Annotated in this window: 26 protein-coding genes, 3 tRNA genes and 2 pseudogenes; 8 read left to right on the top strand and 23 right to left on the bottom strand. The window is 71.5% G+C overall.

Annotated elements, in window-relative coordinates; translation table 11 throughout:
- Positions 1–235 precede the first annotated feature (235 nt).
- From ABZY20_RS20215 to ABZY20_RS20175, 9 genes are all read right to left on the bottom strand, one after another.
- Positions 236–1,291, bottom strand: coding sequence for a UDP-N-acetylmuramate dehydrogenase (locus ABZY20_RS20215; RefSeq protein ID WP_356442885.1), 1,056 nt, complete (start codon positions 1,289–1,291; stop codon positions 236–238).
- Between the two features lie 95 nt (positions 1,292–1,386).
- On the bottom strand, positions 1,387–1,767 hold the full coding sequence (locus ABZY20_RS20210) for a DUF3291 domain-containing protein (protein WP_356442884.1): 381 nt from the start codon (positions 1,765–1,767) through the stop codon (positions 1,387–1,389).
- Positions 1,768–1,798: 31 nt separating this feature from the next.
- Positions 1,799–3,235, bottom strand: coding sequence for an MFS transporter (locus tag ABZY20_RS20205; protein ID WP_356442883.1), 1,437 nt, complete (start codon positions 3,233–3,235; stop codon positions 1,799–1,801).
- Positions 3,236–3,345: 110 nt separating this feature from the next.
- Positions 3,346–3,915 carry a TetR/AcrR family transcriptional regulator gene (locus ABZY20_RS20200; protein ID WP_356442882.1) on the bottom strand — a complete coding sequence of 190 codons (570 nt, stop codon included), beginning with the start codon at positions 3,913–3,915 and terminating at the stop codon, positions 3,346–3,348.
- 142 nt (positions 3,916–4,057) lie between these two features.
- A complete protein-coding gene (locus ABZY20_RS20195) occupies positions 4,058–4,486 on the bottom strand; it encodes a MaoC family dehydratase (protein WP_356443009.1) in 429 nt (142 codons plus the stop codon).
- 8 nt (positions 4,487–4,494) lie between these two features.
- Entirely contained in the window at positions 4,495–4,947 is a 453-nt protein-coding gene (locus ABZY20_RS20190; protein WP_356442881.1) for a MaoC family dehydratase N-terminal domain-containing protein, read from the bottom strand.
- A gap of 101 nt (positions 4,948–5,048) precedes the next feature.
- Positions 5,049–5,213, bottom strand: coding sequence for a 50S ribosomal protein L33 (gene rpmG, locus ABZY20_RS20185; protein ID WP_003948671.1), 165 nt, complete (start codon positions 5,211–5,213; stop codon positions 5,049–5,051).
- Positions 5,214–5,301: 88 nt separating this feature from the next.
- Positions 5,302–5,374: transfer RNA gene (locus ABZY20_RS20180), tRNA-Met, on the bottom strand.
- Between the two features lie 45 nt (positions 5,375–5,419).
- Positions 5,420–5,492 (bottom strand) — tRNA-Thr (locus ABZY20_RS20175).
- A gap of 270 nt (positions 5,493–5,762) precedes the next feature.
- Here ABZY20_RS20175 and ABZY20_RS20170 point away from each other — a divergent pair.
- A complete protein-coding gene (locus ABZY20_RS20170; RefSeq protein ID WP_356443008.1) occupies positions 5,763–7,007 on the top strand; it encodes an amidohydrolase family protein in 1,245 nt (414 codons plus the stop codon).
- 148 nt (positions 7,008–7,155) lie between these two features.
- Complete coding sequence (locus ABZY20_RS20165; RefSeq protein ID WP_356442880.1) at positions 7,156–7,812, top strand: NAD(P)H-binding protein; 657 nt, start codon at positions 7,156–7,158, stop codon at positions 7,810–7,812.
- A 79-nt stretch (positions 7,813–7,891) separates the two neighbouring features.
- Here the strand turns inward: ABZY20_RS20165 and ABZY20_RS20160 are convergent, their stop codons facing one another.
- Positions 7,892–8,104 (bottom strand): hypothetical protein, encoded by a 213-nt coding sequence (locus tag ABZY20_RS20160; RefSeq protein ID WP_356442879.1) that lies wholly within the window; start codon positions 8,102–8,104, stop codon positions 7,892–7,894.
- A gap of 253 nt (positions 8,105–8,357) precedes the next feature.
- Between ABZY20_RS20160 and ABZY20_RS20155 the strand changes: the two are divergent.
- From ABZY20_RS20155 to ABZY20_RS20145, 3 genes and pseudogenes are all read left to right on the top strand, one after another.
- Positions 8,358–8,761 (top strand): annotated as a pseudogene (locus tag ABZY20_RS20155) (MFS transporter); the annotation flags it as partial.
- A gap of 52 nt (positions 8,762–8,813) precedes the next feature.
- Positions 8,814–9,584 (top strand): transposase family protein, encoded by a 771-nt coding sequence (locus ABZY20_RS20150; RefSeq protein WP_356442878.1) that lies wholly within the window; start codon positions 8,814–8,816, stop codon positions 9,582–9,584.
- Positions 9,585–9,684: 100 nt separating this feature from the next.
- Positions 9,685–10,062 (top strand): hypothetical protein, encoded by a 378-nt coding sequence (locus ABZY20_RS20145; protein ID WP_356442877.1) that lies wholly within the window; start codon positions 9,685–9,687, stop codon positions 10,060–10,062.
- On the opposite strand, the pseudogene ABZY20_RS20140 reads toward ABZY20_RS20145, so the two are convergent.
- Positions 10,059–10,926: pseudogene (locus tag ABZY20_RS20140) on the bottom strand (IS5 family transposase); the annotation flags it as partial. The gene ABZY20_RS20145 and the pseudogene ABZY20_RS20140 sit on opposite strands and share 4 nt — an antisense overlap.
- A 42-nt stretch (positions 10,927–10,968) precedes the next feature.
- Between ABZY20_RS20140 and ABZY20_RS20135 the strand changes: the two are divergent.
- Positions 10,969–11,214, top strand: a complete 246-nt coding sequence (locus ABZY20_RS20135; protein WP_356442876.1) for a hypothetical protein — start codon at positions 10,969–10,971, stop codon at positions 11,212–11,214.
- A 124-nt stretch (positions 11,215–11,338) separates the two neighbouring features.
- On the opposite strand, the gene rox is transcribed toward ABZY20_RS20135, so the two are convergent.
- The 3 genes from rox to ABZY20_RS20120 all read right to left on the bottom strand — a co-directional run bounded on the left by rox (position 11,339) and on the right by ABZY20_RS20120 (position 13,971).
- Complete coding sequence (gene rox, locus ABZY20_RS20130) at positions 11,339–12,766, bottom strand: rifampin monooxygenase (RefSeq protein WP_356443007.1); 1,428 nt, start codon at positions 12,764–12,766, stop codon at positions 11,339–11,341.
- Between the two features lie 182 nt (positions 12,767–12,948).
- Positions 12,949–13,560 (bottom strand): CAP domain-containing protein, encoded by a 612-nt coding sequence (locus ABZY20_RS20125; protein ID WP_356442875.1) that lies wholly within the window; start codon positions 13,558–13,560, stop codon positions 12,949–12,951.
- Positions 13,561–13,889: 329 nt separating this feature from the next.
- Positions 13,890–13,971: transfer RNA gene (locus ABZY20_RS20120), tRNA-Tyr, on the bottom strand.
- Between the two features lie 219 nt (positions 13,972–14,190).
- On the opposite strand from ABZY20_RS20120, the gene ABZY20_RS20115 reads away from it, so the two are divergent.
- Entirely contained in the window at positions 14,191–14,679 is a 489-nt protein-coding gene (locus ABZY20_RS20115) for a YajQ family cyclic di-GMP-binding protein (protein WP_094054423.1), read from the top strand.
- A 138-nt stretch (positions 14,680–14,817) separates the two neighbouring features.
- On the opposite strand, the gene ABZY20_RS20110 is transcribed toward ABZY20_RS20115, so the two are convergent.
- The gene (locus ABZY20_RS20110; protein ID WP_356442874.1) at positions 14,818–15,084 is read right to left on the bottom strand and encodes a GlsB/YeaQ/YmgE family stress response membrane protein; all 267 of its coding nucleotides are present in this window, start codon (positions 15,082–15,084) and stop codon (positions 14,818–14,820) included.
- A 195-nt stretch (positions 15,085–15,279) separates the two neighbouring features.
- On the opposite strand from ABZY20_RS20110, the gene ABZY20_RS20105 reads away from it, so the two are divergent.
- The gene (locus ABZY20_RS20105; protein WP_356442873.1) at positions 15,280–16,524 is read left to right on the top strand and encodes an APC family permease; all 1,245 of its coding nucleotides are present in this window, start codon (positions 15,280–15,282) and stop codon (positions 16,522–16,524) included.
- A 476-nt stretch (positions 16,525–17,000) separates the two neighbouring features.
- On the opposite strand, the gene ABZY20_RS20100 is transcribed toward ABZY20_RS20105, so the two are convergent.
- The 8 genes from ABZY20_RS20100 to ABZY20_RS20065 form a co-directional block, all read right to left on the bottom strand.
- A complete protein-coding gene (locus ABZY20_RS20100; protein WP_356442872.1) occupies positions 17,001–17,393 on the bottom strand; it encodes a YccF domain-containing protein in 393 nt (130 codons plus the stop codon).
- The gene (htpX, locus tag ABZY20_RS20095; protein ID WP_356442871.1) at positions 17,390–18,253 is read right to left on the bottom strand and encodes a zinc metalloprotease HtpX; all 864 of its coding nucleotides are present in this window, start codon (positions 18,251–18,253) and stop codon (positions 17,390–17,392) included. Before htpX ends, ABZY20_RS20100 begins: the two co-directional genes overlap by 4 nt.
- 299 nt (positions 18,254–18,552) lie before the next feature.
- On the bottom strand, positions 18,553–20,076 hold the full coding sequence (locus ABZY20_RS20090) for an NADH-quinone oxidoreductase subunit N (RefSeq protein WP_356442870.1): 1,524 nt from the start codon (positions 20,074–20,076) through the stop codon (positions 18,553–18,555).
- Entirely contained in the window at positions 20,073–21,647 is a 1,575-nt protein-coding gene (locus ABZY20_RS20085) for an NADH-quinone oxidoreductase subunit M (protein ID WP_356442869.1), read from the bottom strand. The genes ABZY20_RS20090 and ABZY20_RS20085 overlap by 4 nt, the downstream gene beginning before the upstream one ends.
- Before the next feature lie 6 nt (positions 21,648–21,653).
- The gene (locus ABZY20_RS20080) at positions 21,654–23,648 is read right to left on the bottom strand and encodes an NADH-quinone oxidoreductase subunit L (protein WP_356442868.1); all 1,995 of its coding nucleotides are present in this window, start codon (positions 23,646–23,648) and stop codon (positions 21,654–21,656) included.
- On the bottom strand, positions 23,645–24,058 hold the full coding sequence (gene nuoK / locus ABZY20_RS20075) for an NADH-quinone oxidoreductase subunit NuoK (protein ID WP_356442867.1): 414 nt from the start codon (positions 24,056–24,058) through the stop codon (positions 23,645–23,647). The genes ABZY20_RS20080 and nuoK overlap by 4 nt, the downstream gene beginning before the upstream one ends.
- Positions 24,058–24,699, bottom strand: coding sequence for an NADH-quinone oxidoreductase subunit J (locus tag ABZY20_RS20070; protein ID WP_356442866.1), 642 nt, complete (start codon positions 24,697–24,699; stop codon positions 24,058–24,060). The genes nuoK and ABZY20_RS20070 overlap by 1 nt, the downstream gene beginning before the upstream one ends.
- Complete coding sequence (locus tag ABZY20_RS20065; RefSeq protein WP_356442865.1) at positions 24,696–25,433, bottom strand: 4Fe-4S binding protein; 738 nt, start codon at positions 25,431–25,433, stop codon at positions 24,696–24,698. Before ABZY20_RS20065 ends, ABZY20_RS20070 begins: the two co-directional genes overlap by 4 nt.
- Between the last annotated feature and the right edge of the window lie 2 nt (positions 25,434–25,435).

Here is a 25,435-nt window from a genome sequence, read left to right as displayed (position 1 = left end):
CGGGGGGTGTCCGTCCTCGGATCGGCGCGATGGAGTTGCGTGCCGGCTGACTGTTCTTTGACGCGCCGACCGCTGCGGGCGGACACCCCCCGGCACGTCCCCTTCCGTGCGTGCGCGGGTGCGGGTCCCCGCCCAGCTGCGGGCAGTGGTGCCGCTGGGGCGGCACGGGTGGGCGCAGCGGTACCCCGTTCCGCCGGGTTGTGCAACGCCCTGGCGTGGCGACGACGCCGAGCGCCTACAGGCTGACCCCCACCGTCACCGGCTCGTTCACCAGCGTGATGCCGAACGCCTCGTGGACCCCGGCGACGACCTCGCGGGCCAGGGCGAGGAGGTCCTCCGTCGTCGCGCTGCCGCGGTTCGTCAGCGCCAGGGTGTGCTTGGTGGAGATCCGGGCGGGGCCGTCGCCGTAGCCCTTGGTGAAGCCCGCCTTGTCGATCAGCCAGGCCGCCGAGGTCTTGGTGCGGCCCTCGCCGGCCGGGTACGCGGGGGGCTCGACGCCCTCGCCGAGCCGCTCCCGCACGCGCGCGCGGAACGTCGCGAAGTCCGCGTCCGTGAGGATCGGGTTGGTGAAGAAGGAGCCGGCCGACCAGGTGTCGTGGTCCTCGGGGTCCAGGACCATGCCCTTGCCGGCGCGCAGCTTGAGCACCGTCTCGCGGGCCTGCGCGAGGGGGACCCGGTCGCCCGCCTCGACCCCGAGGGCGCGGGCCGTCTCGGCGTAGCGCAGCGGCGCGGAGAGGCCGTCGGCGTCCTCTAGGGCGAAGCGGACGCGCAGGACGACGTAGCGCTCCGGGTCGGACTTGAAGCGGCTGTGGCGGTAGGAGAAGGCGCAGTCCTCGTTGGACAGCGTGACCGTCTCGCCGGTCCGCCGGTCGTAGGCGACGACCTCCGTGATCGTCGAGGAGACCTCCTGGCCGTACGCCCCGACGTTCTGGATGGGGGTGGCGCCCGCCGAGCCGGGGATGCCGGCCAGGCACTCGATGCCCGCCAGGCCCGCCTCGACCGTGCGGGCCACGGCGTCGGTCCAGACCTCGCCCGCGGCCAGCTCCAGCCGCGTGCCGTCGAGGGTGAAGCCGCGTGTGGCGATGACCAGGGCGGTGCCCTCGAAGCCCTTGTCGCCGATGACGAGGTTCGAACCGCCGCCGATGAGCAGCAGCGGCGTGCCCGTCCCGTCGGCTTCGCGGACGACGGCGATGACCTCGTCGTCCGTCGTCGCGGTGACCAGCCGGGTCGCGGGGCCGCCCAGCCGGAACGTGGTCAGCGGGGCGAGGGGGGCGTCGTGGAGTTCCTGCACGGGCTCAAGAGTACGAGACGGTACTGACGGCCCTCCGCACGCGTGTGTGCGGCCCCCGTCGAGGAGACGCGGGCCGCACGCGCGCGTGGTGGCGGTCAGGGCAGGCGGCGGAGCGCCTCGGGCCAGGACAGCGGGAGGTCCTCGCTGCTCACCTGCCAGGTGGTGAAGGCGGAGTCCTTCATCAGCGGGGCGAGGCCGCTCGCGGCGGGCCCGTGGGCGCCGGCGCGGACGAAGGACCGCAGCGCGTCCTTCGACTCCCACGCCGACAGGGTCCAGAAGGTCCGCCGCAGAGGCTTCGCCCTCAGGGTCGCCCCGTAGACGCCGGGGCTGCGGCGCACCTGCCGCCAGACGGCCGGGGTCCCGGCGAGGAACTTCAGCGCTCCCCACAGGGTGCGGGTCTCGAAGCGGGAGGCGAAGACGTGCACCTCGGTGTCGCGGGGCGGGGTGTTCGGGACGGTCCAGGGAAGGGTCGGCACGGCTGCTCCTCCTCGTCGTGGTCCTTCGGGATCAGTGGGAGGCCGTCTCGGGCACGAGCGCCGGTTCGGCCGGTGCCGCCTGCTGCCCGGTGCGGCGGCGGGACGGGACGGCCAGGGCCGCGACGCCCGCCAGGGCGACCACCGCGGAGCCCACGACCAGGGCGGGCCGCATGCCGTCGACGAAGGTCTGGCCGGTCTCGTAGCCGCCCTGGGCGGAGAAGATCGAGGCCATGACGGCGATGCCGAGCGCTCCGCCGACCTCGCGCAGCGCGTTGTTCGCGCCGGAGGCGATGCCCTGCTCCTGGGTGCGGACGCTGGACATCACCAGGTGGGAGGCGGGGGCGAAGAACAGGGCCATGCCGATGCCGCTGATGATCAGGGCGGGCAGCTGGGCGCCGTAGGAGGCGTCCGCGGTGGCCACGACGGACATGTAGGCCAGGCCCAGGGCCTGCAGGAACAGGCCGGTGGCGACGACCGGGCGGCCGCCGATGCGGTCGGCCAGGATGCCGGCGATCGGCGCGACCAGCATCGGCATGCCGGTCCAGGGCAGCATCCGCAGGCCCGCCTCGGTGGGCGAGTAGCCGAGGACGCCCTGCATGTACTGGCTGAGCAGGAAGATCGAGCCGAACATGCCCAGGAACATCAGCAGGCTCGCCGCGTTGATGCCGGAGAACGCCCGGGAGCGGAACAGCCGCATCGGGAGCATGGGGTTCCTGGCCCGGGCGCTGTAGAGGACGAAGGCGACGAGCAGCGCGGAGCCGGTGAACAGGCCCAGCAGGACCGTGGTGCCGGTCCAGCCGTCGACGGGACCGCGGACCAGGCCGTAGACGATGCCGAAGAGGCCGCCGCTGGCGAGCAGGGTGCCGGGGAGGTCGAGCGGTGCCCCGGTGCCGCGGGACTCGGCGAGACGCAGTCGGGCCAGGGGCAGCAGGGCCAGGCCGAGCGGGACGTTCAGCCAGAAGATCCACTGCCAGGAGATGTGTTCGGTGAGGGTCCCGCCGACCAGCGGTCCGGAGGCGACGGCGAGCCCGTTGACGGCTCCCCAGATGCCGTACGCCATCCCGCGCTTGGCGGCGGGCACGGCCGCGGTCAGCAGCGTGAGCGTCAGCGGCATCATCACCGCCGCGCCGGCGCCCTGGACGGCACGGGCGGCGATCAGGGAGTCGATGCCGGGTGCCAGGGCCGCCGCGGCGGAGGCGGCGGTGAAGACGGTGAGCCCGGCGATGAAGAGCCGGCGGCGCCCGAAGCGGTCGCCGAGGGCCGCGCCGAACATCAGCAGGACGGCGAAGGTGAGCGTGTAGGCGCTCACGGTCCATTCCAGGTCGTGCAGCGCCCCGCCCAGGTCCTCACGGATGGACGGCAGGGCGGTCGTGACGACGAGATTGTCCAGGGCCGCCATGAATCCGGCGACGCTGGTGATGACGAGGGCCCAGGCGGCTCCCCCGCGTCGTGCTGTCTGCTGTGACATCGCTCCCCCATGGAGTCGTCTGCGAGTCTCTGCTCTCTGCGGTGATCGATTAGTTATTGATTACTAACTTCTGCGGCCAGAGAAAGGCACAGCCACGGTGTCTCGTTCTGTCAGTCCTGCGACCGGCCCCGCGCACGCACCGAGGGGTACATCCCCTCCCACACGCGGTGCTCGGGCGGGAAGCCCATGGCGACCAGGCAGTTGATGAGCATGCCGTACGCCATGAACATGGTCGTCTCTCCCGGGTCGGCGCCGAGCGGCACGTGGACGGTGTCCCACAGCCGCATCCAGCCCTTGCGCACCGACTCGCCGAACTCGTGGTCACCCTCTTCCTCGGCGGCCTTCACGGCGACGTACATCTGCATCTGCATCAGCAGCCGCTCGGGCCGCTCCTCGATGACCTTGGTGTACGCATGCCCCATGGCGTGCAGGGCCTCTTCGCCGTGGAGCCCCCGGGACGCCTCCTCGAAGGTGCGGACGGTGTCCTCCACACAGCGTTCGGCCGCCGCCAGGAAGATCGCCTTCTTGCCCGGGAAGAGCCGGAAGAGGTACGGCTGCGAGACCCCGACGCGCCGGGCGATCGCCTCGGTCGACGTGCCGTGGTAGCCACCGCGGGCGAACTCGGTCGTCGCCGCCCGGATGACGCTCTCGCGCCTCTCCTCCGCACTCATCCTGACCATGCAACGTAAGTTAGTACTCAATCACTAACTACGTCAAGCGCGGGAGAACGCCCATCGATACACGGCCCATCGATACGCCGCCCACCGATGCGTAAGGGGCGCCCCGCAGTGGAGGGCACCCCTTACCCGGTCCGTCCGCGGCTCAGGCCAGCCGTACGACCGCACGCGACATGCCGAGCACCTTCTGCCCGGCACTGGTGGCCGTCAGGTCCACGCGGACCGTGTTGTCGTCGAGCTTGGCGGCGACCTTGCCGGCGACCTCGATCACGGCGCCCCGGTCGTCGTTCGGGACGACGACCGGCTTGGTGAAGCGGACGCCGTACTCGACGACCGCGCCCGGGTCGCCGGTCCAGTCCGTCACCACGCGGATCGCCTCGGCCATGGTGAACATGCCGTGCGCGATGACGTCCGGCAGGCCGACCTCCTTGGCGAACTTCTCATTCCAGTGGATCGGGTTGAAGTCGCCGGAGGCACCCGCGTACTGGACGAGGGTGGCCCGGGTCACGGGGAAGGTCTGCGCGGGCAGTTCGGTGCCGACCTCGACGTCGGAGTAGGAGATCTTCGCCGTCATGGGAACGCTCACGCCTCCTCGGCCGCGCGGGCCACGAGCTTGGTCCAGGCGGTCACGACGTGCTCGCCGGCCTCGTCGTGGACCTCGCCGCGGATGTCCAGGATGTCGTTGCCCGCGAGGGACTTGATCGACTCGATCGTCGAGGTGACCGAGAGCCGGTCGCCGGCGCGGACCGGGCGGCGGTAGGCGAACTTCTGGTCGCCGTGCACCACGCGGCTGTAGTCCAGGCCCAGCTGGGGGTCCTGGACGGCCTGCGCCGCGGCCTTGAAGGTGATCGCGAAGACGAAGGTCGGCGGGGCGATCACGTCCGGGTGGCCGAGCGCCTTGGCTGCCTCCGCGTCCGTGTACGCAGGGTTGGCGTCCCCGACCGCCTCGGCGAACTCACGGATCTTCTCCCGGCCCACCTCGTAGGGCTCGGTGGGCGGGTACGTCCGCCCCACGAAGGACTGGTCGAGCGCCATGGCCCGGCACCTCCTGATTGCACTACTGAACGGTACGGCTCACTCAACGACGCGAGGCCGCCCCCGATTGTCTCGGGAACGGCCTCGTGTACGAGCCTGATTTATCGCGTTTCGCGGTGCGCGGTGTGCGCGTTGCAACGCGGGCAGTGCTTCTTCATCTCCAGACGATCCGGGTTGTTACGCCGGTTCTTCTTGGTGATGTAGTTCCGCTCCTTGCACTCCACGCAGGCCAGCGTGATCTTCGGGCGGACGTCGGTGGCAGCCACGTGAGTGCTCCTAAGACGAACGGATGGACTGTTTAACGCAAGAAGAGTAGCCGATCGAAGGACCGACCCCGCAATCGGCTACTGAGAGTAGCGGTGACCGGACTTGAACCGGTGACACAGCGATTATGAGCCGCTTGCTCTACCGACTGAGCTACACCGCTTTGATGTGGCCCGGCCCCGTCTCGCGACGGAACCGATCACACCAGAGCCCCAAAACGGAATCGAACCGTTGACCTTCTCCTTACCATGGAGACGCTCTGCCGACTGAGCTATTGGGGCGAGCGATGAAGACATTACACGCTCGCCCGCCGTTCGCCCAAATCCGTTTCGAGGCGTCCGCGCCGGGCCCTCCGGCGGCCCTCCCGGGAGCCTCGTCCGTGCCGCGCGTTCCAGCGGGGAGGACGGCTCAGGGACCACACCGGACCGCACTGGACCACACCGGTACGACTATTGCGCTCCTCCCCGACACCGGCGTACGGCCGCCCTAGGCTCGTCTCACTCTGCGTGATCATGCGTCCTCCCGTGCGCAGCCCGAGCCCCTGGAGCGCGATGCCCGACAGCCAGCCGCACCCACCACCCTCCTCGTCGTCCTCGCCGGGTCCGGCCGACCCGTCCTCGCTGCTGTTGTGCGGGGCGCGGCTCACCGACGGCAGGACCGTGGACGTACGGCTGGGCGGCGGGCGCATCGAGGCGGTCGGGACGGCCGGCAGCCTGGGCGGCACGCGCGCGTGCGGGGCGCGGGTGAACCTCACCGGCTATCTGCTCCTGCCGGCCCCGGCCGAGCCGCACGCCCACGCCGACACGGCTCTGTCCGCCGACACGGAGGGCCCGGTCTCGTACGAGCCGCAGGACGTCCAGCGCCGGGCGACCGAGGCCGCGCTGCTCCAGCTCGGGCACGGGGCGACGGCACTGCGCGCGCACGTGCGCGTGGGGGACGTGCAGGGGCTGGGCGCGCTGACTGCCGTGCTGCAGGCCCGGCGGGCGCTGCGCGGACTGGCCGAGCTGACGACGGTGGCGATGCCCCGGGTGCTGACCGGGGTGGCCGGGGCGGACGGGCTGGCGATGCTGCGGGACGCGGTGAAGATGGGCGCCTCGGTGGTGGGGGGCCGGCCCGACCTGGATCCGGATCCCGCCGGGTACGTGGAGGCGGTGCTGGAGGTGGCCTCCGAGCACGGCTGCCCCGTCGACCTGCACACCGACGCCGGGGATCCCGCGCGGCTGGCCCGGCTGGCGGCGATGGCGGGCGGGCTGCGTCCCGGGGTGACCCTCAGCCCGTGCGGGGACCTCGGGCGGCTGCCGTCCGAGGTGGCCTCGCGGACCGCCGACCAGCTCGCGGCGGCCGGGGTGGCGGTGGTCTGCCTGCCGCAGGGCGGCTGCGGCGGCGTCGACCGGCGGGGCGCGGCTCCGGTGCGGCTGCTGCGCGCGGCCGGGGTCCGGGTGGCCGCCGGGAGCGGGGCGCTGCGGGACGTGTCCAACCCGGTGGGGCGCGGCGACCCGCTGGAGGCGGCCTTCCTGCTGGCCTCGCGCTACGGGATGTCGCCCGAGGAGGCGTACGACACGGTGAGTTCCTCGGCGCGGGCGGTGCTGGGGCTGCCCGAGGTGCGGGTGGAGGCGGGCTTCCCGGCCGAGCTGCTCGCGGTGCGCGGGAACCGGCTGGCGGGGGCGCTGTCACTGGCGTACAGCCGCGTGGTCGTGCACCGGGGGCGCGTGGTGGCGCGGACCAGCGCGGTGCGGGAGTACTGCAGTTCGGCGGCGTCGGTGGAACTGGGGCTGCCGCGGCAGGGGCGGGGGTAGGGGCGGGGTCGGGGGTGGGGTGGGGTCGGGGGTGGGGTGGGTGGACGCCCTCGGTGTTCATGTGTTCAGGCGTTCACGCATGTGGGGTGCCGAGGGCTTGGCCGGAGTCGTGCGGCGGACGGGGCCGTGCGGGCGTACGGTCGAAGGCATGCGCATTGTCATCGCTGGTGGTCATGGTCAGATCGCGTTGCGGCTGGAGCGGCTGCTCGCCGCGCGCGGGGACGAGGTGGCGGGCATCATCCGCAAGGCCGAGCAGGCCGACGATCTGCGGCAGGCCGGTGCCGAACCGATCGTGCTCGACCTGGAGTCGGCGTCCGTGGACGAGGTCGCGGCGCGGTTGCGGGGCGCCGACGCGGCGGTGTTCGCGGCGGGCGCCGGACCCGGCTCGGGGGCGGCCCGCAAGGACACGGTGGACAAGGCCGCGGCGATCCTCTTCGCGGACGCGGCGGTGCGGGCGGGCGTACGGCGGTACGTGATCGTGTCGTCCATGGGTGCCGACCCGCAGCACCAGGGCGACGGGATCTTCGACGTGTACCTGCGCGCGAAGGGCGAGGCGGACGCGTACGTGCGCGGTCTGGACGCGCTGGACTGGACGATTCTGCGCCCCGGTCAGCTCACCGACGACGCCGGCACCGGCCTCGTCCGCCTGGAGGCCCACACGGGCCGCGGGCCGATCCCGCGTGACGACGTGGCCGCCGTGCTGGCGGAGCTGGTGGACACCCCGGCGACGGCCGGGCTCACGCTGGAGCTGATCAGCGGGTCGGCGCCGGTGTCGGTCGCTGTGAAGTCGGTGGCGGGGAACTAGGGCGGGCACCCCGGGACCGGGCGGGTGCCCCGGGACCGGGCGGGTGCCCCGGTGGACCTCGGCCTTCGCCGGTACGGGCTCAGAACAAGGGGAGTTGACCCGGGAACTCCGGAACCGTGTAGCCGTCCAGGGACGGCTGCTCGGGGCCGGGGTGGGCGCGGCGCCGGGAGCCAGGGCAGGAGGTGAGTTCTCCGTGCTCGCGGGCGCCGGGCGGGTCGTGGCGCGCGTACCGCCCGGCGACGACGGCGATCTCGCGGCGGCACTCGGGGCAGATTCTGCGGCGGGAGGACATGGGGCCAGTGTGCCGCGCGCACACCCATTCCCTCACGGCGGAGGCTGCTGCCGCTCAGCGCGCCGACGAGGGCCGACGGCCTCGGGGCGGTGGTGGCGGAGCCGGTGGCGGCTGAGTCGTCGGTGAGGGCTGAGGTGGCTGTCGTCGGACCGGTTCTCGACGGGGCGACTGTCCAGGGGGCTGCCGACGAGCGGTCGCAGGGGTCGGGATTCCCGCCGGGGCCGTGTTCGCGCGGGCGATCGGTCGGCGGTCGCGGGCCGCGGTGACGTTGATCCCGCTCGGCGGGAAGCAGTTCGGGCGGTCGGTCTCGCGGAGCGACGGGTCGTACGGCGTGGACGCGCCGGGCGCGGGCTCGTACGTCCTCATCGCCTCCTCGGAGGGCTGCCGGCCGCAGGCCTCGACAGTCGTCGTGGAGGGGGAGCCGGTGGCGTACGACGTGCTGCTGCCGAGCGGTACCAGCGGCCTCGCCGGTGTGGTGCGGTCCGCGGACGGCGGGGAGGCCGGTCGCCGAGGCCGTGGTCATCGTGACCGACGTGCACGGGCAGGGGAGGTGCGGGCACCGAACGCGCCGATGCGCTGGGTGAGTTCACCGTCACCGTCCTGGTGCCAGGGCCGGTGCCCGTCGCGGTCAACTCCCAAAAGCACCGGCCGCTGGCCCAGGTCGTCTAAAGCGTGTTGCAGAAGGCGGCGGGGAGGGCATTTCCCCTGTATGCGTGGGGTGTTGAGGGCTGAGCCGTTGTGGGTGGAGACGTTCACGGGACTGCGGATGAAGCAGTTCGAGCGGCTGCTGAAGGTGGTTCGTGAACGGGGCGGGAACGGGCCCGGTGGCGGCCGTCCGTGGTGCCTGCCGCTGGCCGACCGCGTGCTGCTGGTCGCCGTGTACTACCGCACGAACCTCACCATGCGCCAGCTCGCCCCGCTGTTCGGATGCTCGCCTGCGACGGTGTGCCGGGTCATCCAGCGACTGCGGCCGCTGCTGGCCATCGAGCCGGCAGCGGCACCGCCAGACGCGGCAGACCGGCTGTGGATCGTGGACGGCACCCTCATCCCGGTCCGTGACCGGACGACCGGGGCGTCTTCGCGCAACTACCGGTTCTCGGCGAACGTGCAGGTCATCATTGATGCCGACACCAAGCTGGTCATCGCCGCGGCCCGCCCGGTGCCCGGCAACACCGCTGACGCGAAGGCCTGGCGCGACTCCGGCCTGGCCCGGCACTGCGAAGGCGTGACCGTCCTGGGCGACGGCGCGTACATCAACACCGGGCTCGTCGTCCCGCACCGCAAACGCCCCGGACGGGCCCTGCTGTCCGGCGAAGAGGAGGACAACGCCGAGCACCGCACAGTCCGAGCCCGCGTTGAGCACGCCTTCGCCCGCATGAAGCACTACAAGATCCTCCGCGACTGCCGCCAGCGCGGCAACGGCCTCCACCACGCAGTGCAAGCCGTAGCCCACATGCACAACCTCGCACTCGCAGCGTGATCAGACCGCTCCCAGAGCAGCCCTGACCTGCCCGGACACGACCTTCTGCAACACGCTTTAGAAACTGTCTCTTTGAACTGCCCGTGAGATCGTCGTGCTCGTGATCGAGTCCTGGGTGATCAATGACGACAGTCCTGTGGGTGTCTCGTCCGAGACGGTGCTGGGGGCACTTCGGTCGAGGATCGACAGCGGGCAGCGTGAGACATGGCTGACCAGTTCGTCTGGACGATCGCTGGCCTTCGTGACGAATACCGAGCGCGCGATGGTGGTGCTGCTTGAAGAGGAAGGCGATCCCGGTGAGCATGCCGTGGACCCCGGAGCTCAGGGCTCGAGCGACGGGTTCGTCCTCTCCAACGGGCAGGACGACGAGTACTCAAATGAGGACACCGTCCCCATCCACGAGGCGTTCAGGCTCGTGAAGCAGATCGTGAAGACGGGGTCCTGGCCGAAGGACGCACGTTGGGTGGTCGATCGCTGAGCGGTCTGTCGCCGGGCCCAGATCAAGATGGCGGCGAGGTGGAGTGCGGCCTGGTAGGCGATGGCGAGCTTGTCCGTTCGCATGGCTAGGCCGCGCCACTGTTTGAGCCGGTTGATGCATCGTTCGACTGCGTTGCGTTGCCGATAAGCCTCGGCGTCGAAAGCCGGTGGGCGACCGCCGGCGCGGCCTCGCCTCAAACGGTGGCCGATCTGGTCGGACGGCTGGGGGATGACAGCGCGGATGCCGCGTCGCCGCAGGTGATTCCGGATTGCGCGGGATGAGTACGCGCGGTTCGCCAGAACGGCATCGGGTCGGGTTCTCGGTCGTCCGCGTCCACTTCGCGGAACACGGATGCCTGCCATGGCGGTATCGAAGGCCGGGGCGTCGCCCGCCTGGCCTGCGGTGACGCGGAGGGCCAAGGGCCGTGCACGGTTGTCGCTGGCGAGGTGGACTTTCGTGCTCAGGCCGCCGCGGGAGCGTCCGAGTGCGTGGTCGTCGGGTTCGTCCCGGCCTGGAGCCCCTTTTTCCTGGCTCCGGCGGCATGCTGGTGGGCGCGGCAGACGGTGGAGTTTACCGAGACGGTCCAGTCGATGTCGGCGTCAGCATCAGCCGCTGCCAGAACTGCGGCGAGTATGTGTTCCCAGGTGCCGTCCACGGCCCACCTGATCAAACGTTGTGAGCGGTCTGGAACGAGCCGAGCTCGTCGGGCGGGTCGCGCCAGGGAGAGCAGGTGCGGTACTTCCATGCGATGGCATCCAGGGTTCGGCGGTGGTCGGCCCACCGCCGGCCGCGGACCGGATCGGCCTGCATCAGCGGCTCGATCCGGTCCCACATCGCATCAGTGATCACTAACCGGACAGACACATCCGATCAACTGACCAACCGACAAAGAGACACGCTCTAGTTGTGCTGTTCGGCGCGGCCGGGACGACCCGGGTCGAACTGGAACTGCGGCCCGGCGCGCAGGTGCGGGGCACGGTGCTCGGCGGCGGCGCCCCGCTGAGCGACGCGCGGGTGACGCTGGTGGACGCGGCGGGGACCGTGCTCGCCACGAACCGGACGCCCCGACGGGACGTACGCCTTCTGCGACCTGGACACCAGCGCGTACACGGTCGTCGCGACCGGCTACCCGACCGCGGACGGCGTCGGTGACCGTGTCGGGCCGCGGGCACGGGCGTGGACGAGCACGACATCGAACTCGCCCACGCCGACGACTGAGCGAACAAGCGAATAGGCGAATAGGCGAATAAGCGAATAAGCGACCGGAGCGCGGTGCTCAGCCGGCTGCCGGGCCGAACCACCGCGGCAGCCGGCCGAGCAGTTCCTGCTGGTCCTCGCCGGCCCACACCACATGGCCGTCCGGCCGCAACAGCACCGCGGGGAGGTCCAGTTCCTCGCTGACGTCGACGCCGTGGTCGACGCGGTCCTCCCAGCCGGCCACCGAGAGCCGCCCGGTCTGGTCGAGGAGCAGCCCTCGGCCGCCGCGCATCAGCTCGTAGAGACGGGCGCGCTTGAGCGGTACGTCCCGCAGCCGCCGGCCGAGCAGTTCGTGGCCCTCGCCGCAGTCGTAGCGGACGGAGATCGCGGTGATCTTCTCGATGAGGTAGCGGTTCACCTCCTCGAAGTCCATCAGCTCCTCGACCAGCCGGCGCACGGACTGCGGCCCCGGCTCGGGGGACAGCAACTGCATCTGCGCCCGGGTGTTGTCCAGCACGGCGGCGGCCACCGGGTGCCGTTCGCTGTGGTAGGTGTCCAGCAGGCCTTCCGGCGCCCAACCGCCCAGTTCCGCAGCCAGTTTCCAGCCGAGGTTGAAGGCGTCCTGGATGCCGAGGTTGAGCCCTTGCCCCCCGGTCGGCGGGTGGATGTGCGCCGCGTCGCCCGCCAGGAGCACCCGGCCGACCCGGTAGCGCTCGGCCAGCCGGGTGGCGTCGCCGAAACGGGACAGCCAGCGCGGCGAGTGCACCCCGAAGTCGGTGCCGGCGAACGCCCGCAGCTGCTTCTTGAACTCCTCGAAGGCCGGCGCGACCGTACGGTCCTCGGCCACCCCCTCGGCGGGCACGATGACCCGGTACACCCCGTCCCCCAGCGGCATGGTGCCGAACCGGAAGTGCGTCTTGCGGACTTCGGCCACGACCGCCGCCAACTCCTCAGGCGACGCGGTCAGCTCCATCTCGCCCAGCAGCGTCTCGGTCCTGCTGGGCTCCCCCGGGAAGCCGACGCCGAGCAGCTTGCGCACGGTGCTGCGGCCGCCGTCGCAGCCGACGAGGTAGCGCGAACGCAGCCGGGTGCCGTCGGCCAGCTCGGCGGTCACCCCCTCCTCGTGCTGGCTCAGTCCGACCAGCTCGGTGCCGCGCCGCAGCTCTGCGCCGGCTGCCACGGCGTGCTCGGTCAGCAGCCGCTCGGTGACGGCCTGCGGAATGCCGAGGACGTACCCGTGCGCGGTGTCCATCCGGCCGGGCCACGGCTTGAGGATGCCGGCGAAGAACCCGCCGGTCTCGTACTTCGTCCCCAGCGGGAGGAACCGTTCGAGCAGACCGCGCTGGTCCAGCACCTCGATGCTGCGCACGTGCAGGCCGAGCGCGCGGGACTGCCCGGTCGGCTCCGCCAGCTTCTCCAGCACGACCACGTGCGCCCCGCGCAACCGGAGCTCGGCGGCCAGCATCATCCCGGTCGGGCCACCACCGGCAATGATCACATCGATCAAGACAACCCCCATTTTTCGCCCGCTTTTCCTTCAGGCCGAGGATTCTGCGGCACTGAGGGGGGCTTGCCGCAAGGCCCCCCGTGCGCTATAAGTTGAGAGTGGCAAGGAGCGCATGTCTCCTTGCTTTTTCTTTTTCCGGCTGCGTGTGTGTCTTTTCCGCGGTCATTACTGCGTCTGTGACCTCAGCGGCCGGTGGCCAGGTCGAGCGTCCACCAGAGGCCTCCGTGTCCCCTCGCGACGCCGACCCCCGCGTGGGTGTAGCGGCAGGTGAGGATGAGCACCCGGTGCGAGGCGCTGTGCATCCACGTGCGGACGGCGGCCTGCGGTGTCCGCACACCTGCGGCGATGTTCTCGGCGACGTGGCGTGGGTGGTAGCCGGCCGCGCGCATCCGGGAGGCGGGGCTGCTGCCGTTCGTCCCGGTGTGGCCGAGGTGCCGGCTGCGGGCCATGTCGGCACTGTGTGCCCAGGCGGCCCGATTGAGGGAGGCCCGCAACCGCAAGGGGCGGCAACCGGCCCGCGCGCGATGGCGGTTGACGGCCGCGACGACCTCGCCCGCCGCGTCCGCCGCACGCACCGCGCCGGCCGCTCGTACCGCTGCCGCCATGCCTTCGCGGGACGGACGGTGGTGGGTGCGCGTGGCGCTGTCCCCGGGCACGGACGCATGGGTTCGAGCGGGTGCGTGCGCGGGCCAGGAGGGCAGTTGGGCGTACGACAGCGACATCGGTGACATCGGTACGGGCGATGCGGCCCAGGCGAGAAGAGTGCCCGCCACGGCTAGCACGGCCCTGTGCATCCCGATCACCTTTCCCTCCGCTTTTCTTCGCGCGCCGCGAATTCAAGGGGGACACCGCATCGACAGAAACACCGCAGCGATCTTTATTTCCGCTGTTCTGTTCAGCCGTTCGTTCGGGGGAAACAGAGAGAAGCGCGTGAGTGGACGTCGCTGCGAGCCGAGGGCGGGGCGAGGAGGGCGAGAGCGGGGGCGAGGGGGCGTCGGCTCCATGTGGTGGTGGGTGAGACGCGTCACGCCGGTGGGGAGTGAGCGCGAGAGGGCGCGATAGGGACAACGAAAGACCCCCTCCCGTCTGCGCAGAGGCAGATGGAAGGGGGTCTTCCCCAGTGTGGCGGCGCCAGGATTCGAACCTGGGAAGGCTGAGCCGGCAGATTTACAGTCTGCTCCCTTTGGCCGCTCGGGCACACCGCCGGGGTGGCTGCTCGTCGCACCGCTTTTCGGCGGTGCTCCGTGGCAACGACGTAAACGATACCTGATGCGGAGGGGTGCTTCGCCACCCGATTGATCGGCGCCCCGAGGGCGGGGGGTGGCTAGGCTTGTCCGGATGCGACGAGGGGCCTGAACGGGCCCGCCGGCCGCCCCGTACGCCGGTACGCACGATACGCACCCCGATACAAGGAGCCACAGGACATGGCCGACTCCAGTTTCGACATCGTCTCGAAGGTCGAGCGGCAGGAGGTCGACAACGCACTGAACCAGGCCGCCAAGGAGATCTCGCAGCGCTACGACTTCAAGGGCGTGGGCGCCTCGATCGCATGGTCCGGCGAGAAGATCCTCATGGAGGCGAACTCCGAGGACCGGGTGAAGGCCATCCTCGACGTCTTCCAGTCCAAGCTGATCAAGCGCGGCATCTCGCTGAAGGCGCTGGACGCCGGTGAGCCCCAGCTCTCCGGCAAGGAGTACAAGATCTTCGCGTCCATCAAGGAGGGCATCTCCCAGGAGAACGCGAAGAAGGTGGCGAAGACCATCCGCGACGAGGGCCCCAAGGGCGTGAAGGCGCAGGTGCAGGGCGAGGAACTGCGGGTCAGCTCCAAGAGCCGTGACGATCTGCAGGCCGTCATCACCCTGCTGAAGGGCAAGGACTTCGACTTCGCCATGCAGTTCGTGAACTACCGGTAGACAGGCAGGACCGGAAGGGCCGGTAGGACCGGCAGCACCGGTTCAGCCCCCGGGCTCCATGGACTGCGCGGCTACGAGAAGGGTGGGCACCCGCTGGGGTGTCCGCCCTTCTCTCCTGTCGGCAGCGGCGGGGCGCAGTCAGTCACGCGAGTTGCCGAAGAGCAGGCGGTAGACGATCAGGAGGACGAGGGAGCCGCCGATCGCCGCCGCCCAGGTCGCGCCGTCGTAGAAGTCCTTGCTGATCGGATGGTCCATCCAGCGGGCCGATATCCAGCCGCCGATGAACGCCCCCGCGACGCCGATCAGGGTCGTGCCGATGAGGCCGCCCGGGTCGCGTCCCGGCAACAGGAACTTCGCGATGGCCCCGGCCAACAGCCCCAGGATGATCCAGCTGATGATGGTCATGCCGTGAACCTGCCCTTCCACGCTGTGCCCGCACTCTTCCGGGGCCTGTGATCTTGCTCCCGGCCGGCCGTGGCCGTGGGTGGTGCGTCGTGTCTTTCCGCGTACGCCGTCCTCGCCGCGCGCGTTCACACCGTCTTGCCGGGGAGGACGTCCGCGCCTCACCCACCGGTTGCGCTGATCAGTAGGGTGCGTCGCATGACAGCCCACGGTTCCGGACTGCGCCGCACCCTCGGTGTCGGTGACGCCGTCGTCATCGGACTCGGCTCGATGGTGGGAGCCGGGATCTTCGCCGCCCTCGCACCGGCGGCGCAGGCGGCGGGGTCCGGTCTGCTCCTCGGGCTCGCCGTCGCGGCCGTGGTCGCGTACTGCAACGCCACGTCCTCGGCTCGCCTCGCCGCCCTCTACCCCGCCTCGGGCGGCACGTACGTGTACGGGCGTGAGCGGCTCGGGGAGTTCTGGGGGTATCTCGCGGGCTGGTCGTTCGTGGTCGGGAAGACGGCCTCCTGTGCGGCGATGGCGCTCACCGTGGGCACGTACGTCTGGCCGGAGCAGGCGCACGCGGTGGCGGTCGCGGCCGTGGTGGCGCTGACCGCGGTGAACTACGGCGGGATTCAGAAGTCGGCGTGGCTGACGCGGGTGATCGTGGCGGTGGTCCTGGCGGTCCTCTCTTCCGTGGTGGTCGGCTGTCTCGTGTCGGGCGAAGCCGATGCCGGGCGGCTGGACATCGGGGCGTCGGGCGGTGCGGGCGGGGTGCTGCAGGCGGCCGGTCTGCTGTTCTTCGCGTTCGCCGGGTACGCGCGGATCGCGACGCTCGGCGAGGAGGTGAGGGATCCGGCGCGCACCATCCCGCGCGCGATCCCGCTGGCGCTGGGCATCACGCTGGTGGTGTACGCCTGTGTGGCGCTGGCTGTCCTTTCGGTGCTGGGCCCGGACGCACTGGGCGATGCGGCCGCGCCGCTGGCCGAGGCGGTACGGGCGGCCGGGTTGCCCTGGCTCGTGCCGGTGGTGCGGGTGGGTGCGGCCGTGGCCGCGCTGGGGTCGCTGCTCGCCCTGATCCTGGGCGTCTCGCGGACGACGCTGGCCATGGCCCGGGACCGCCATCTGCCGGGTGCGCTGGCGGCTGTGCACCCGCGGTTCCAGGTGCCGCACCGGGCGGAGCTGGCCGTGGGTGCGGTGGTCGCCGTCCTGGCCGCCACGGTGGACGTCCGGGGCGCGATCGGGTTCTCCTCCTTCGGGGTGCTGGCGTACTACGCGGTGGCCAATGCCTCGGCCTGGACGCTGGATTCGGCGCCCACGGCACGCGTGGTGCCGGTGGTGGGGCTGGCCGGGTGCCTCGTGCTGGCGTTCTCGCTGCCGGGGGTGTCGGTGGTCGTGGGCGCGGGCGGGCTGGTCGTGGGCGTGGCCGCGTACGGGGTGCGGCGATGGTGGGCGCGGCGGTAGGCGGGGGTGGCCGTCAGCGGGTGCGGAGGTGAGCGGCGGTGGCCGTCAGTGGATGTGACCGTGGGCGGCGGTGGCCGTCAGTGGATGCGGCCTTGGCGGCGGTGGCCGTAGGCGGCTGCTGCGGTGGCGGACGGGTGTGAGGCCGGCAGGCGGGCGAGGGCGCGGCGTGGCTGTCGTTGGTGGGTGTGCGCCGACCGGGCCGGGCCCCTCGGTTGCTCCGCCCGACGGGCGGGATCCGGTCGGCCACTTCCGTCAGGGTGCTCACGCCGTGCCGGCCTGCACGGGTGGGAAGTCCGGCGGCCGTGAAGGGCGTTGTGGAGGCTGGGACGGACGGTCGTTGTGGAGGCTGGTCGGTACTCGGGGCGTCATCTGCTCGTTCGCGGTCATGCGTTCATGATGCGTGCCGCCGCCGAGCGCCGTGCGAGCCTGTGGACAACCCCCGGCCTGTGGAAAACGGGACGGTCCCGCCCCGCGGTTCAGCGCACCGCGAACGGCTCGCTGGTGCGCACGATGTCGCGGCCCAGCGGGAAGAGCGAGATCGGGATGAGTTTGAAGTTGGCGATGCCGAGCGGGATCCCGATGATCGTGATGCACAGGGCCAGGCCGGTGGCGATGTGGCCGAGAGCCAGCCACCAGCCCGCCAGCACCAGCCACAGCACGTTGCCGACGCAGGACGGCGCACCCGCGTCACGGCGCTCGACCGTCGTGTATCCGAAGGGCCACAGGGCGTAGACCCCGATGCGGAAGGCCGCGATGCCGAACGGGATGCCGATGATGGTGATGCACAGGAGCAGACCCGCCGCCATGTAGGCGAGGAACAGCCAGAAGCCGCTCAGGACGAGCCATATGACGTTCAGTACGGTCCTCACTGGTTCCCACCTGCCATTTTCTCGAGCCGGGCGATGCGATCCGCCATCGGCGGGTGTGTGGAGAACATCTTCGATAGGCCCTGGCCGGGGCGGAACGGGTTCGCGATCATCATGTGACTGGCGGTCTCGAGACGCGGCTCCGGCGGCAGCGGGAGCTGCTTCGTGCCGAGTTCGAGCTTGCGCAGGGCGCTGGCCAGGGCGAGGGGGTCGCCGGTGAGCTGGGCGCCGGAGGCGTCCGCCTGGTACTCCCGGGAGCGGCTGACGGCCAGTTGGATGAGCGCGGCGGCGAGCGGGCCCAGGATCATGATCAGCAGCATGCCGAGCAGGCCGGGGCCGTCGTCGTCGTCGGAGCGTCCGATCGGGATCAGCCAGGCGAAGTTGACCAGGAACATGATCACGGAGGCGAGGGCGCCGGCGACGGACGAGATGAGGATGTCGCGGTTGTAGACGTGGCTGAGCTCGTGGCCGATGACACCGCGCAGCTCACGCTCGTCCAGGATGCGGAGGATGCCTTCGGTGCAGCACACGGCGGCGTTGCGCGGGTTGCGGCCCGTGGCGAAGGCGTTGGGGGCCTCCGTGGGGGAGATGTACAGGCGCGGCATGGGCTGGCGGGCCTGGGTGGAGAGCTCGCGGACCATGCGGTACAGCTGGGGGGCCTCGAACTCGCTCACCGGGCGGGCGCGCATCGCGCGGAGGGCCAGCTTGTCGCTGTTCCAGTACGCGTAGGCGTTGGTCGCCAGCGCGACCAGGACGGCGATCACGAGCCCCGTGCGGCCGAAGAAGCTGCCGATGAGGATGATGATGGCGGACAGTCCCCCGAGGAGGATCGCTGTCCTGAGCCCGTTGTGCCGGCGGTGCACGGTGCGCCCTCCAAGTGGTGCGGCAGGGGGACCCTTGCTTGCGGTTTCTGCGGTGCCACTGGTGCCGCTGTCCTACATCCAGTGGACCCTCCCGTACTGGTCAACGCCAGGCGGGAGGCACTAGTTCCCTTGTGCGTACCGGGCCGGCCGTGGACCGTACGGGTGACGGCGTCCGGACGCGCCACGCACGCGTGCGGGGCCGAGTGCCCCACGCGCGCGTGGTGAAAGCGAGATCCGCGCGACGGTCCGGGTGTGGCGGTCCGGGCGCACGGGTGTGAGTCCGGGCGGGACGGGCCGCCTCAGAAGAGCCCGGTGTCGGTGAAGCGCAGGACCAGCTGGGGCGCGCCGGACAGGGCGATGCCCAGGACGCCGGTCAGGGCGATCGCCGCGGTGAGCGGGGCGGGGACGCGGTGCTTCGCGGTATCACCCTCGGGGGCGCGGAACAGCAGGGCCGTCCACTGGAGGTAGTAGAAGAGCGCGATGACGACGTTGACGGCCATGACCACGGCCAGCCAGCCGAGGCCGGCGTCGACCGCCGCCGAGAAGACCGTGACCTTGGCGAAGAGGCCGATGATGCCCGGCGGCAGCCCGGCGAGGCAGAGCAGGAAGAACGCCAGGAGCAGCGCGGACAGAGGGCTGGAGGCGTACAGGCCGCGGTAGTCGGCGACGCGGTTGAGCGGCTTCGTGCGGGCGACGAGTGCGGCCACGGCGAAGGCGCCCAGGTTCACGGCGCCGTACATCAGGGCGTAGGCGACGGTGGAGCCGATCGACTTCTCGGCGTCACCGGAGTACGCGGCGGCCGCGATCGGCACCAGGAGGTAGCCGGCCTGGCCGACGGAGGACCAGGCGAGCAGGCGTACGGCGCTGTACGCGCGCGTGGCCTGCTGCCTGAGGGCCCCGACGTTGCCGACGGTCATGGTCAGCGCGGCCAGGGCTGCCAGGGCGGGGCCCCAGACGTCCGCGTAGGACGGGAGGGCGACGACCGTGACGAGGATCAGGCCGGTGAAGCCGACCGCCTTGCCGATGACCGACAGATAGGCGGCGATCGGCAGGGGCGCTCCCACGTACGTGTCGGGCACCCAGAAGTGGAAGGGCACGGCCGCCGTCTTGAAGGCGAAGCCGATCAGGGTGAGGACGACACCGGTCTGGGTGAGCGTCTGGAGCTGCCCGTCGACGCCCTGGATGCGGTCCGCGATGAGGGTGAGGTGCAGGGTGCCGGTGGCGGCGTACAGGAAGCTGACGCCCATCAGGCTGACCGCGGTCGCGGTGACCGAGGACAGGAAGAACTTCAGGGCCGCTTCCGAGGACCTGCGGTCGCCGTACCTCAGGCCGACCAGCGCGAACGCCGGCAGGGAGGCGACCTCCAGGGCGACGATCAGGGTGGCGAGGTCGCGGGAGGCGGGCAGCAGGGCCGCGCCGGCCGCGGAGGACAGCAGCAGGAACCAGTACTCCCCCTCGGGCAGCTCCTTGCGGGCGTCCTTCAGGGCGGTGACCGACAGGAGGGCCGACAGGAGGGCTCCGCCGAGCACCAGGAACTGGATGACCAGGGTGAAGCGGTCGGCGGTGTAGCTGCAGACGGCGGCGTCGCCGGTGAGGCAGAAGGTGCTGCGGGCGCCGTCCAGGAGGGGCAGCAGCAGCGCCGTGGCGGCGGCGAGGCCCGCCACCGACGTCCAGCCGAGCAGTGCCTTGCGGTGCTCGGGCACGAACAGGTCGGCGACCAGGACGACGAGGGCGACGACCGCCGCGAGGGTGGGCGGGGCGATCGCGAGCCAGTCGACGGACTGGACGAGCGAGGCGGCCAGGGCCGGGGCCGGGGAGCTCATCGGGTGCCTCCTGAGAGGAGCTGCTGGACGGCCGGGTCGCTCAGGCCGAGCAGGGCCTTGGGCCAGAGACCCGCGACGACGGTGAGGGCGACGAGCGGGGCCCAGGCCGCGAGCTCGTACGAGCGGACGTCGGGGAAGGCCGGCGCGCTCCGGGGCTGGGCGCCCATGCAGACCCGGCGGACCACGATCAGCACGTAGGCGGCCGTCAGCAACGTCCCGAAGGCGCCGATCGCCATGAAGGTGAGGAAGGCGGGGCGGCTGAGGCCCTCGGCGGGCCGGAAGGCGCCGAACAGGGCGAGCATCTCGCCCCAGAACCCGGCCAGGCCCGGCAGGCCGAGCGAGGCGACCGCGCCGAACGCGAGCAGGCCGCCGAGGCGGGGGGCCTTGCCGTACAGGGCGGCGCCGGTCTCCTCGGCGAGGGTGTCGAGGTCGGTGGTGCCGGTGCGGTCCTTCAGGGCGCCGACCAGGAAGAACAGCAGGCCGGTGATGAGGCCGTGGGCGATGTTGGCGAACAGGGCGCCGTTCACGCCGGTCGGGGTCATGGTGGCGATGCCGAGCAGCACGAAGCCCATGTGGCCGACGGAGGAGTACGCGATCAGGCGCTTGAGGTCGCCCTTCGCCCCCTGCTTGGCGAGGGCGAGGCACGCCAGGGACCCGTAGATGATGCCGACGACGGCCAGGGCGGCGAGGTAGGGGGCGAAGGTCTGGAAGCCGTCCGGGGCGATGGGCAGCAGGATCCGGACGAATCCGTACGTACCCATCTTCAGCAGGACGCCGGCCAGCAGGACCGAGCCGACGGTCGGGGCCGCGGTGTGGGCGTCGGGGAGCCAGCTGTGCAGCGGCCACATCGGGGTCTTGACCGCGAGCCCGATCCCGATCGCCAGAACGGCGATGACCTGCACGGACGCCGTCAGCGACCGGCCGTTGTCAGTGGCGAGTGCCACCATGTCGAACGTGCCCGCCTTGATTCCGATCAGGAGCAGGCCGAGCAGCATGACCACAGAGCCGAGCAGCGTGTAGAGGATGAACCGCCAGGCGGCCTGGCTCCGGCCCTCGCCGCCCCAGCGGGCGATGAGGAAGTACATCGGGATGAGGACCATCTCGAAGGCGAGGAAGAACAGCAGCAGGTCGAGGACGGCGAAGGTCGCGAGTGTGCCGGACTCGAGGACGAGCAGCAGGGCCACGAAGGCCTTCGGGGACGGCCCCGCGGGCATCTTGAAGTACGAGTAGAGCGCGCAGAGGAAGGTCAGCAGCGCGGTCAGGACCAGAAGGGGGAGGGAGATGCCGTCGATGCCGAGGTGGATGCGCACGTCGAGTGCCGGGATCCAGCTGATGTCGGTGCTGGCCTGCATCTTCGACGGCTGGTCGTGGTCGAAGCCGAGCACCAGGGCGATCGCCGCGACGAGGATCGCGCCGGTGACGGTGACGCCGTGCCGCAGCACGGCCTGCTCGGGGGACTTCCCCTTCAGCCCCGGCGGGGCCGGCAGGAGAGCCGCCGCGGCGCCGAGGAGCGGGCCGACGACGATGAACGCCAGAAGGAACTGCATCACGGACTCGCTGATATCGATCACGCCTGCTCACGCTCCCGTGGCGACGAGGACGGCGGCGACCGCGAGGACGACGGTGCCGGCGAGCAGCGCGCTCACATAGGTCTGGACGTTGCCGGTCTGGGCGCGCCGCACGGCGGTGCCCAGCCAGCCCGGCAGCGCACCCGCACCGCGTACGTAGGTCTCGACGACCTCGCGGTCGAGGAACCGGACGAGGCTCGCAGCGGCCTGGACCGGGCGGACGAAGAGGGCCGAGTACACGGCGTCCAGGTGGAAGCCGGCGGCCGCGGGCCGGTGCAGGGGGCCGAGCAGGAGCCGTCCCGGGTCGGCGGGGTCGGGTGCGTAGGCGATGTCGCCGTAGGCCGGCTTGTGGGTGGCGATGGCTTCCGCCTCGACCAGGGCGGCGTCGCCCTCCGGGTGGGCCGCGACGGCGCCCAGGGGGGCGCCCGCGGCGAGCGCGGTGGTGTGCCGCCAGGCGCCGTACATGACGATGCCGCCGACCAGGGCCACGCCCGTGCCCAGCACGGAGGTGGTCAGGGTCGGGCCGAGGTCGCGTCCGTCGAACCAGTCGGGCAGCGCACGGAACGCGAAGCCGCCCAGAGCCAGGGAGGGGACCGCCAGGACCCAGAGCACGACGGTCATGGTCAGCGGCTGCCTGCCGTGGTCGGGGGCTTCGGCGCCCCGGCCCCGGAAGGCCAGCAGCCACAGGCGCATCGCGTAGGCGGCGGTGAGCAGGGCCGTGACGAGACCGGCGGCGAGGACGATCCAGGCCGCGGCGGCGGGAGCGTGCTCGGTGTGTCCGCCGACCACGTGTTCGGCGGCGCCGAGGACGGCCTCCTTGGAGAAGAAGCCGCTGAACGGCGGGATCGCGGCGAGTGCGAGCAGCGCCACGGTCATCGTCCAGTAGGCGTCCGGAACGCGGTCGCGGAGCTTGCCCATGCGGGACATGGCGGCAAGTGAGTTGGTGCCGGCGGCGTGGATGATCACGCCCGCCGCCAGGAACAGCAGCGCCTTGAAGGCGCCGTGGGACAGGAGGTGGAAGACGGCGGCACCGCGGTCGCCGACGGCGAGGGCTCCGGTCATGTAGCCGAGCTGGCCGATCGTCGAGTAGGCGAGGACGCGCTTGATGTCGTCCTGGGCGAGCGCGGCGAGGGCCGAGCCGGCCATGGTGACGGCGGCCATGACGGCGAGGACGACCATCGCGGCCTGGGAGGCCTCGAAGAGCGGGAGGAGACGGGCGATGAAGTAGACACCGGCGGCGACCATCGTCGCGGCGTGGATCAGCGCGGAGACGGGGGTCGGGCCCGCCATCGCGTCGGGAAGCCAGGTGTGCAGCGGGAACTGCGCCGACTTGCCTGCCACGCCCGCGAGGAGCAGCAGCGCGATCAGCGTCGGGTGGTCGAGCGAGCCGTTCGCGACGGCGCCCAGGACCCGGGTGATGCGGAACGACCCGGCGTCGGTGGCCAGGGCGAACAGGCCGATCAGGAAGGGGACGTCGCCGAGTTTGGTGACCAGGAAGGCCTTGAGGGAGGCGGCGCGGGCCTCCGGGGTCTCCCAGTAGTGGCCGACCAGGAAGTAGGAGCAGATGCCCATGACTTCCCAGCCGACCAGCAGCACGATCAGGTCGCCGGAGTAGACGACCAGGAGCATCGCGGAGGTGAACAGCGAGACGAGGGCGGCGTAGGAGGGGTAGCGCGGGTCGTCGCGCAGGTAGCCCGTCGAGTAGATCTGCACACAGGAGGCGACCAGGCCGACCAGGACGGCGACGAGGGCGGCGAAGCCGTCGATGTGCAGGGCGAGTTCGATCGGGACCGAGCCCGTGGGGGTGAGTTCGGTGGCCGCGTCGACGGCCGCGTCCCCGCCCTGGCGTGCGGCGACCAGCGCGGCGAGCACCAGGGAGGCGAGCGTCGGCAGGACGGCGAGCGGGCGGACGAAGCCGGGTGCCGTGCGGCCCAGGAGCAGGCCGGCAGCGGCACCGAGGAACGGAAGGAGGGGGACGAGGACGGCGAGGGTGGTCGTGGTCACGCGGTGGCCTCAGCCTTCTGGGCCTCGCCGGACTGCTCGGCCGTGCGGGCGTCGCTGCCCGGGCGGTCGCTGCCGGGGCCGTCGGGGTCGTGCCGTTCGGCGGTGTCGCGGAGCTTGTCGATGTCCGCGGTGCCGCGGTTGCGGTGGACGGCGAGGACGATCGCCAGCCCGATGCCGATCTCGGCGGCGGCGATGGCGATGGTGAACAGGGTCAGGGCCTGGCCGGAGTGCAGGGTCTCCTCGGCGGCCCTGCTGAGCCAGACGTCGAAGGCGACCAGGTTGAGGTTGACGGCGTTGAGCATCAGCTCGACCGACATCAGCACCAGGATCGCGTTGCGCCGGGCGAGGACGCCGTACAGGCCCGTGCAGAACAGGAGGGCGGAGAGCACGGCGGGATAGGCGAGGTGCATCAGCGGGCCCCTTCCGTGTCGTCGCGCCGGGTGGTGGCCTCGGCGGTCGGCGAGGCGGCCTCGGGCTTCGCCTTGCGGGACAGGACGATCGCGCCGACCAGGGCCGCGAGGAGGAGGACGGAGAGGGCCTCGAAGGGGAGGACCCAGTTCTGGAAGAGGCTGGCGCCGGTGGCCTCGGTGGAGCCGGCGGCGGGGCCGTCCAGGTCGATCCAGGTCGTGCGGAAGGCGTCGACGACGACCCAGACCAGGGCGGCGGCCGCGGCGACGGCCACGGTGAGGGCGGCCCACCGGTTGCCGGAGTCGGCGTCCGGGGAACGGCCGATGGGGGCCCTGGTGAGCATCAGGCCGAACAGGAGGAGGACGACGACGGAACCGACGTAGATGAGGACCTGCACCCAGGCGATGAACTCGGCGGTGAGCAGGAGGTACTCGACGGCCAGACCGCCGAGGGCGACCACCAGCCACAGGGCGGCGTGCACCAGTTGGCGGGTGGTGACGGTGACGATCGCGGCGCCGAAGGTGACCAGGCCGACGAGGAGGAAGGCGATCTCGACGCCGGTCGGGGAGAGGAAGCCGTGGGTCTCGGCGGCGGCCCTGGCCGGGCCGGACGCGAGGAGGCCGGTGGTGGCGGAGAGGGTCATGCCCGGCCCTCCTGCCCGGTCTCCGGCTGATCGGTCTCCGGCTGATCGGTCTCCGGCTGGTCGGTCTGCTGCGGGGAGTCACCCTGCGGGCGGGTGGGCTGCTCGGCCGCCCGGGCCTGCTCGTCGGCGTGCGACTCGGTGGGGTGCGGTTCGGTGGCGTGCGGCTCGGTGGCCGGCGCGGCTTGCTGGGCGGGCGGATCCTGGGGCGCCTGCTGGGCGGCGAGCTTGTCGGCGGTCTTGCGGGCGGCGGCGAGTTCCTTGGGTTCCTCCGCGCCGGGGTCGAGGGCCGGCGGGGCGGGGACGGTCCACATCCACTCGCGGAGCTTGTCGCGCTCGTGGGTCAGGTCGCGGATGTCGGTCTCGGCGTACTCGAACTCCGGGGACCAGAACAGGGCGTCGAAAGGACAGACCTCGATGCAGATACCGCAGTACATGCACAGGGAGAAGTCGATGGCGAAGCGGTCGAGGACGTTGCGGCTGCGTTCGCGGCCGCCGGGGGTCGCCGCCGGGACCGTCTCCTTGTGGGAGTCGATGTAGATGCACCAGTCGGGGCACTCACGGGCGCACAGCATGCAGACCGTGCAGTTCTCCTCGAACAGGCCGATCACACCGCGGGTGCGGGGCGGGAGGTCGGGCTGGGCGTCCGGGTACTGCGCGGTGACGGACTTCTTCGTCATCGTGCGGAGGGTGACGGCCAGGCCCTTGGCCAGGCCACTTCCTGGAATCGGGGCCATGG

The sequence above is a fragment of the Streptomyces sp. NPDC006624 genome, assembly GCF_040611555.1.
In the GTDB taxonomy this organism is placed as follows: Bacteria; Actinomycetota; Actinomycetes; order Streptomycetales; family Streptomycetaceae; genus Streptomyces.
The sequence above is the reverse complement of the archived record's forward strand: the minus strand, read 5'-3'. Positions and strand labels throughout refer to the sequence as shown.

Coding starts and splice junctions, on each gene's coding strand:
- ABZY20_RS20205 (WP_356442883.1), bottom strand. CDS start 3,235: ATGTCACAGCAGACAGCACGACGCGGGGGAGCCGCCTGGGCCCTCGTC.
- ABZY20_RS20200 (WP_356442882.1), bottom strand. CDS start 3,915: ATGGTCAGGATGAGTGCGGAGGAGAGGCGCGAGAGCGTCATCCGGGCG.
- ABZY20_RS20195 (WP_356443009.1), bottom strand. CDS start 4,486: ATGACGGCGAAGATCTCCTACTCCGACGTCGAGGTCGGCACCGAACTG.
- ABZY20_RS20190 (WP_356442881.1), bottom strand. CDS start 4,947: ATGGCGCTCGACCAGTCCTTCGTGGGGCGGACGTACCCGCCCACCGAG.
- ABZY20_RS20170 (WP_356443008.1), top strand. CDS start 5,763: ATGCCCGACAGCCAGCCGCACCCACCACCCTCCTCGTCGTCCTCGCCG.
- ABZY20_RS20165 (WP_356442880.1), top strand. CDS start 7,156: ATGCGCATTGTCATCGCTGGTGGTCATGGTCAGATCGCGTTGCGGCTG.
- ABZY20_RS20160 (WP_356442879.1), bottom strand. CDS start 8,104: ATGTCCTCCCGCCGCAGAATCTGCCCCGAGTGCCGCCGCGAGATCGCC.
- ABZY20_RS20150 (WP_356442878.1), top strand. CDS start 8,814: ATGCGTGGGGTGTTGAGGGCTGAGCCGTTGTGGGTGGAGACGTTCACG.
- ABZY20_RS20125 (WP_356442875.1), bottom strand. CDS start 13,560: ATGCACAGGGCCGTGCTAGCCGTGGCGGGCACTCTTCTCGCCTGGGCC.
- ABZY20_RS20115 (WP_094054423.1), top strand. CDS start 14,191: ATGGCCGACTCCAGTTTCGACATCGTCTCGAAGGTCGAGCGGCAGGAG.
- ABZY20_RS20110 (WP_356442874.1), bottom strand. CDS start 15,084: ATGACCATCATCAGCTGGATCATCCTGGGGCTGTTGGCCGGGGCCATC.
- ABZY20_RS20105 (WP_356442873.1), top strand. CDS start 15,280: ATGACAGCCCACGGTTCCGGACTGCGCCGCACCCTCGGTGTCGGTGAC.
- ABZY20_RS20090 (WP_356442870.1), bottom strand. CDS start 20,076: ATGAGCTCCCCGGCCCCGGCCCTGGCCGCCTCGCTCGTCCAGTCCGTC.
- nuoK (WP_356442867.1), bottom strand. CDS start 24,058: ATGCACCTCGCCTATCCCGCCGTGCTCTCCGCCCTCCTGTTCTGCACG.
- ABZY20_RS20070 (WP_356442866.1), bottom strand. CDS start 24,699: ATGACCCTCTCCGCCACCACCGGCCTCCTCGCGTCCGGCCCGGCCAGG.
- ABZY20_RS20065 (WP_356442865.1), bottom strand. CDS start 25,433: ATGGCCCCGATTCCAGGAAGTGGCCTGGCCAAGGGCCTGGCCGTCACC.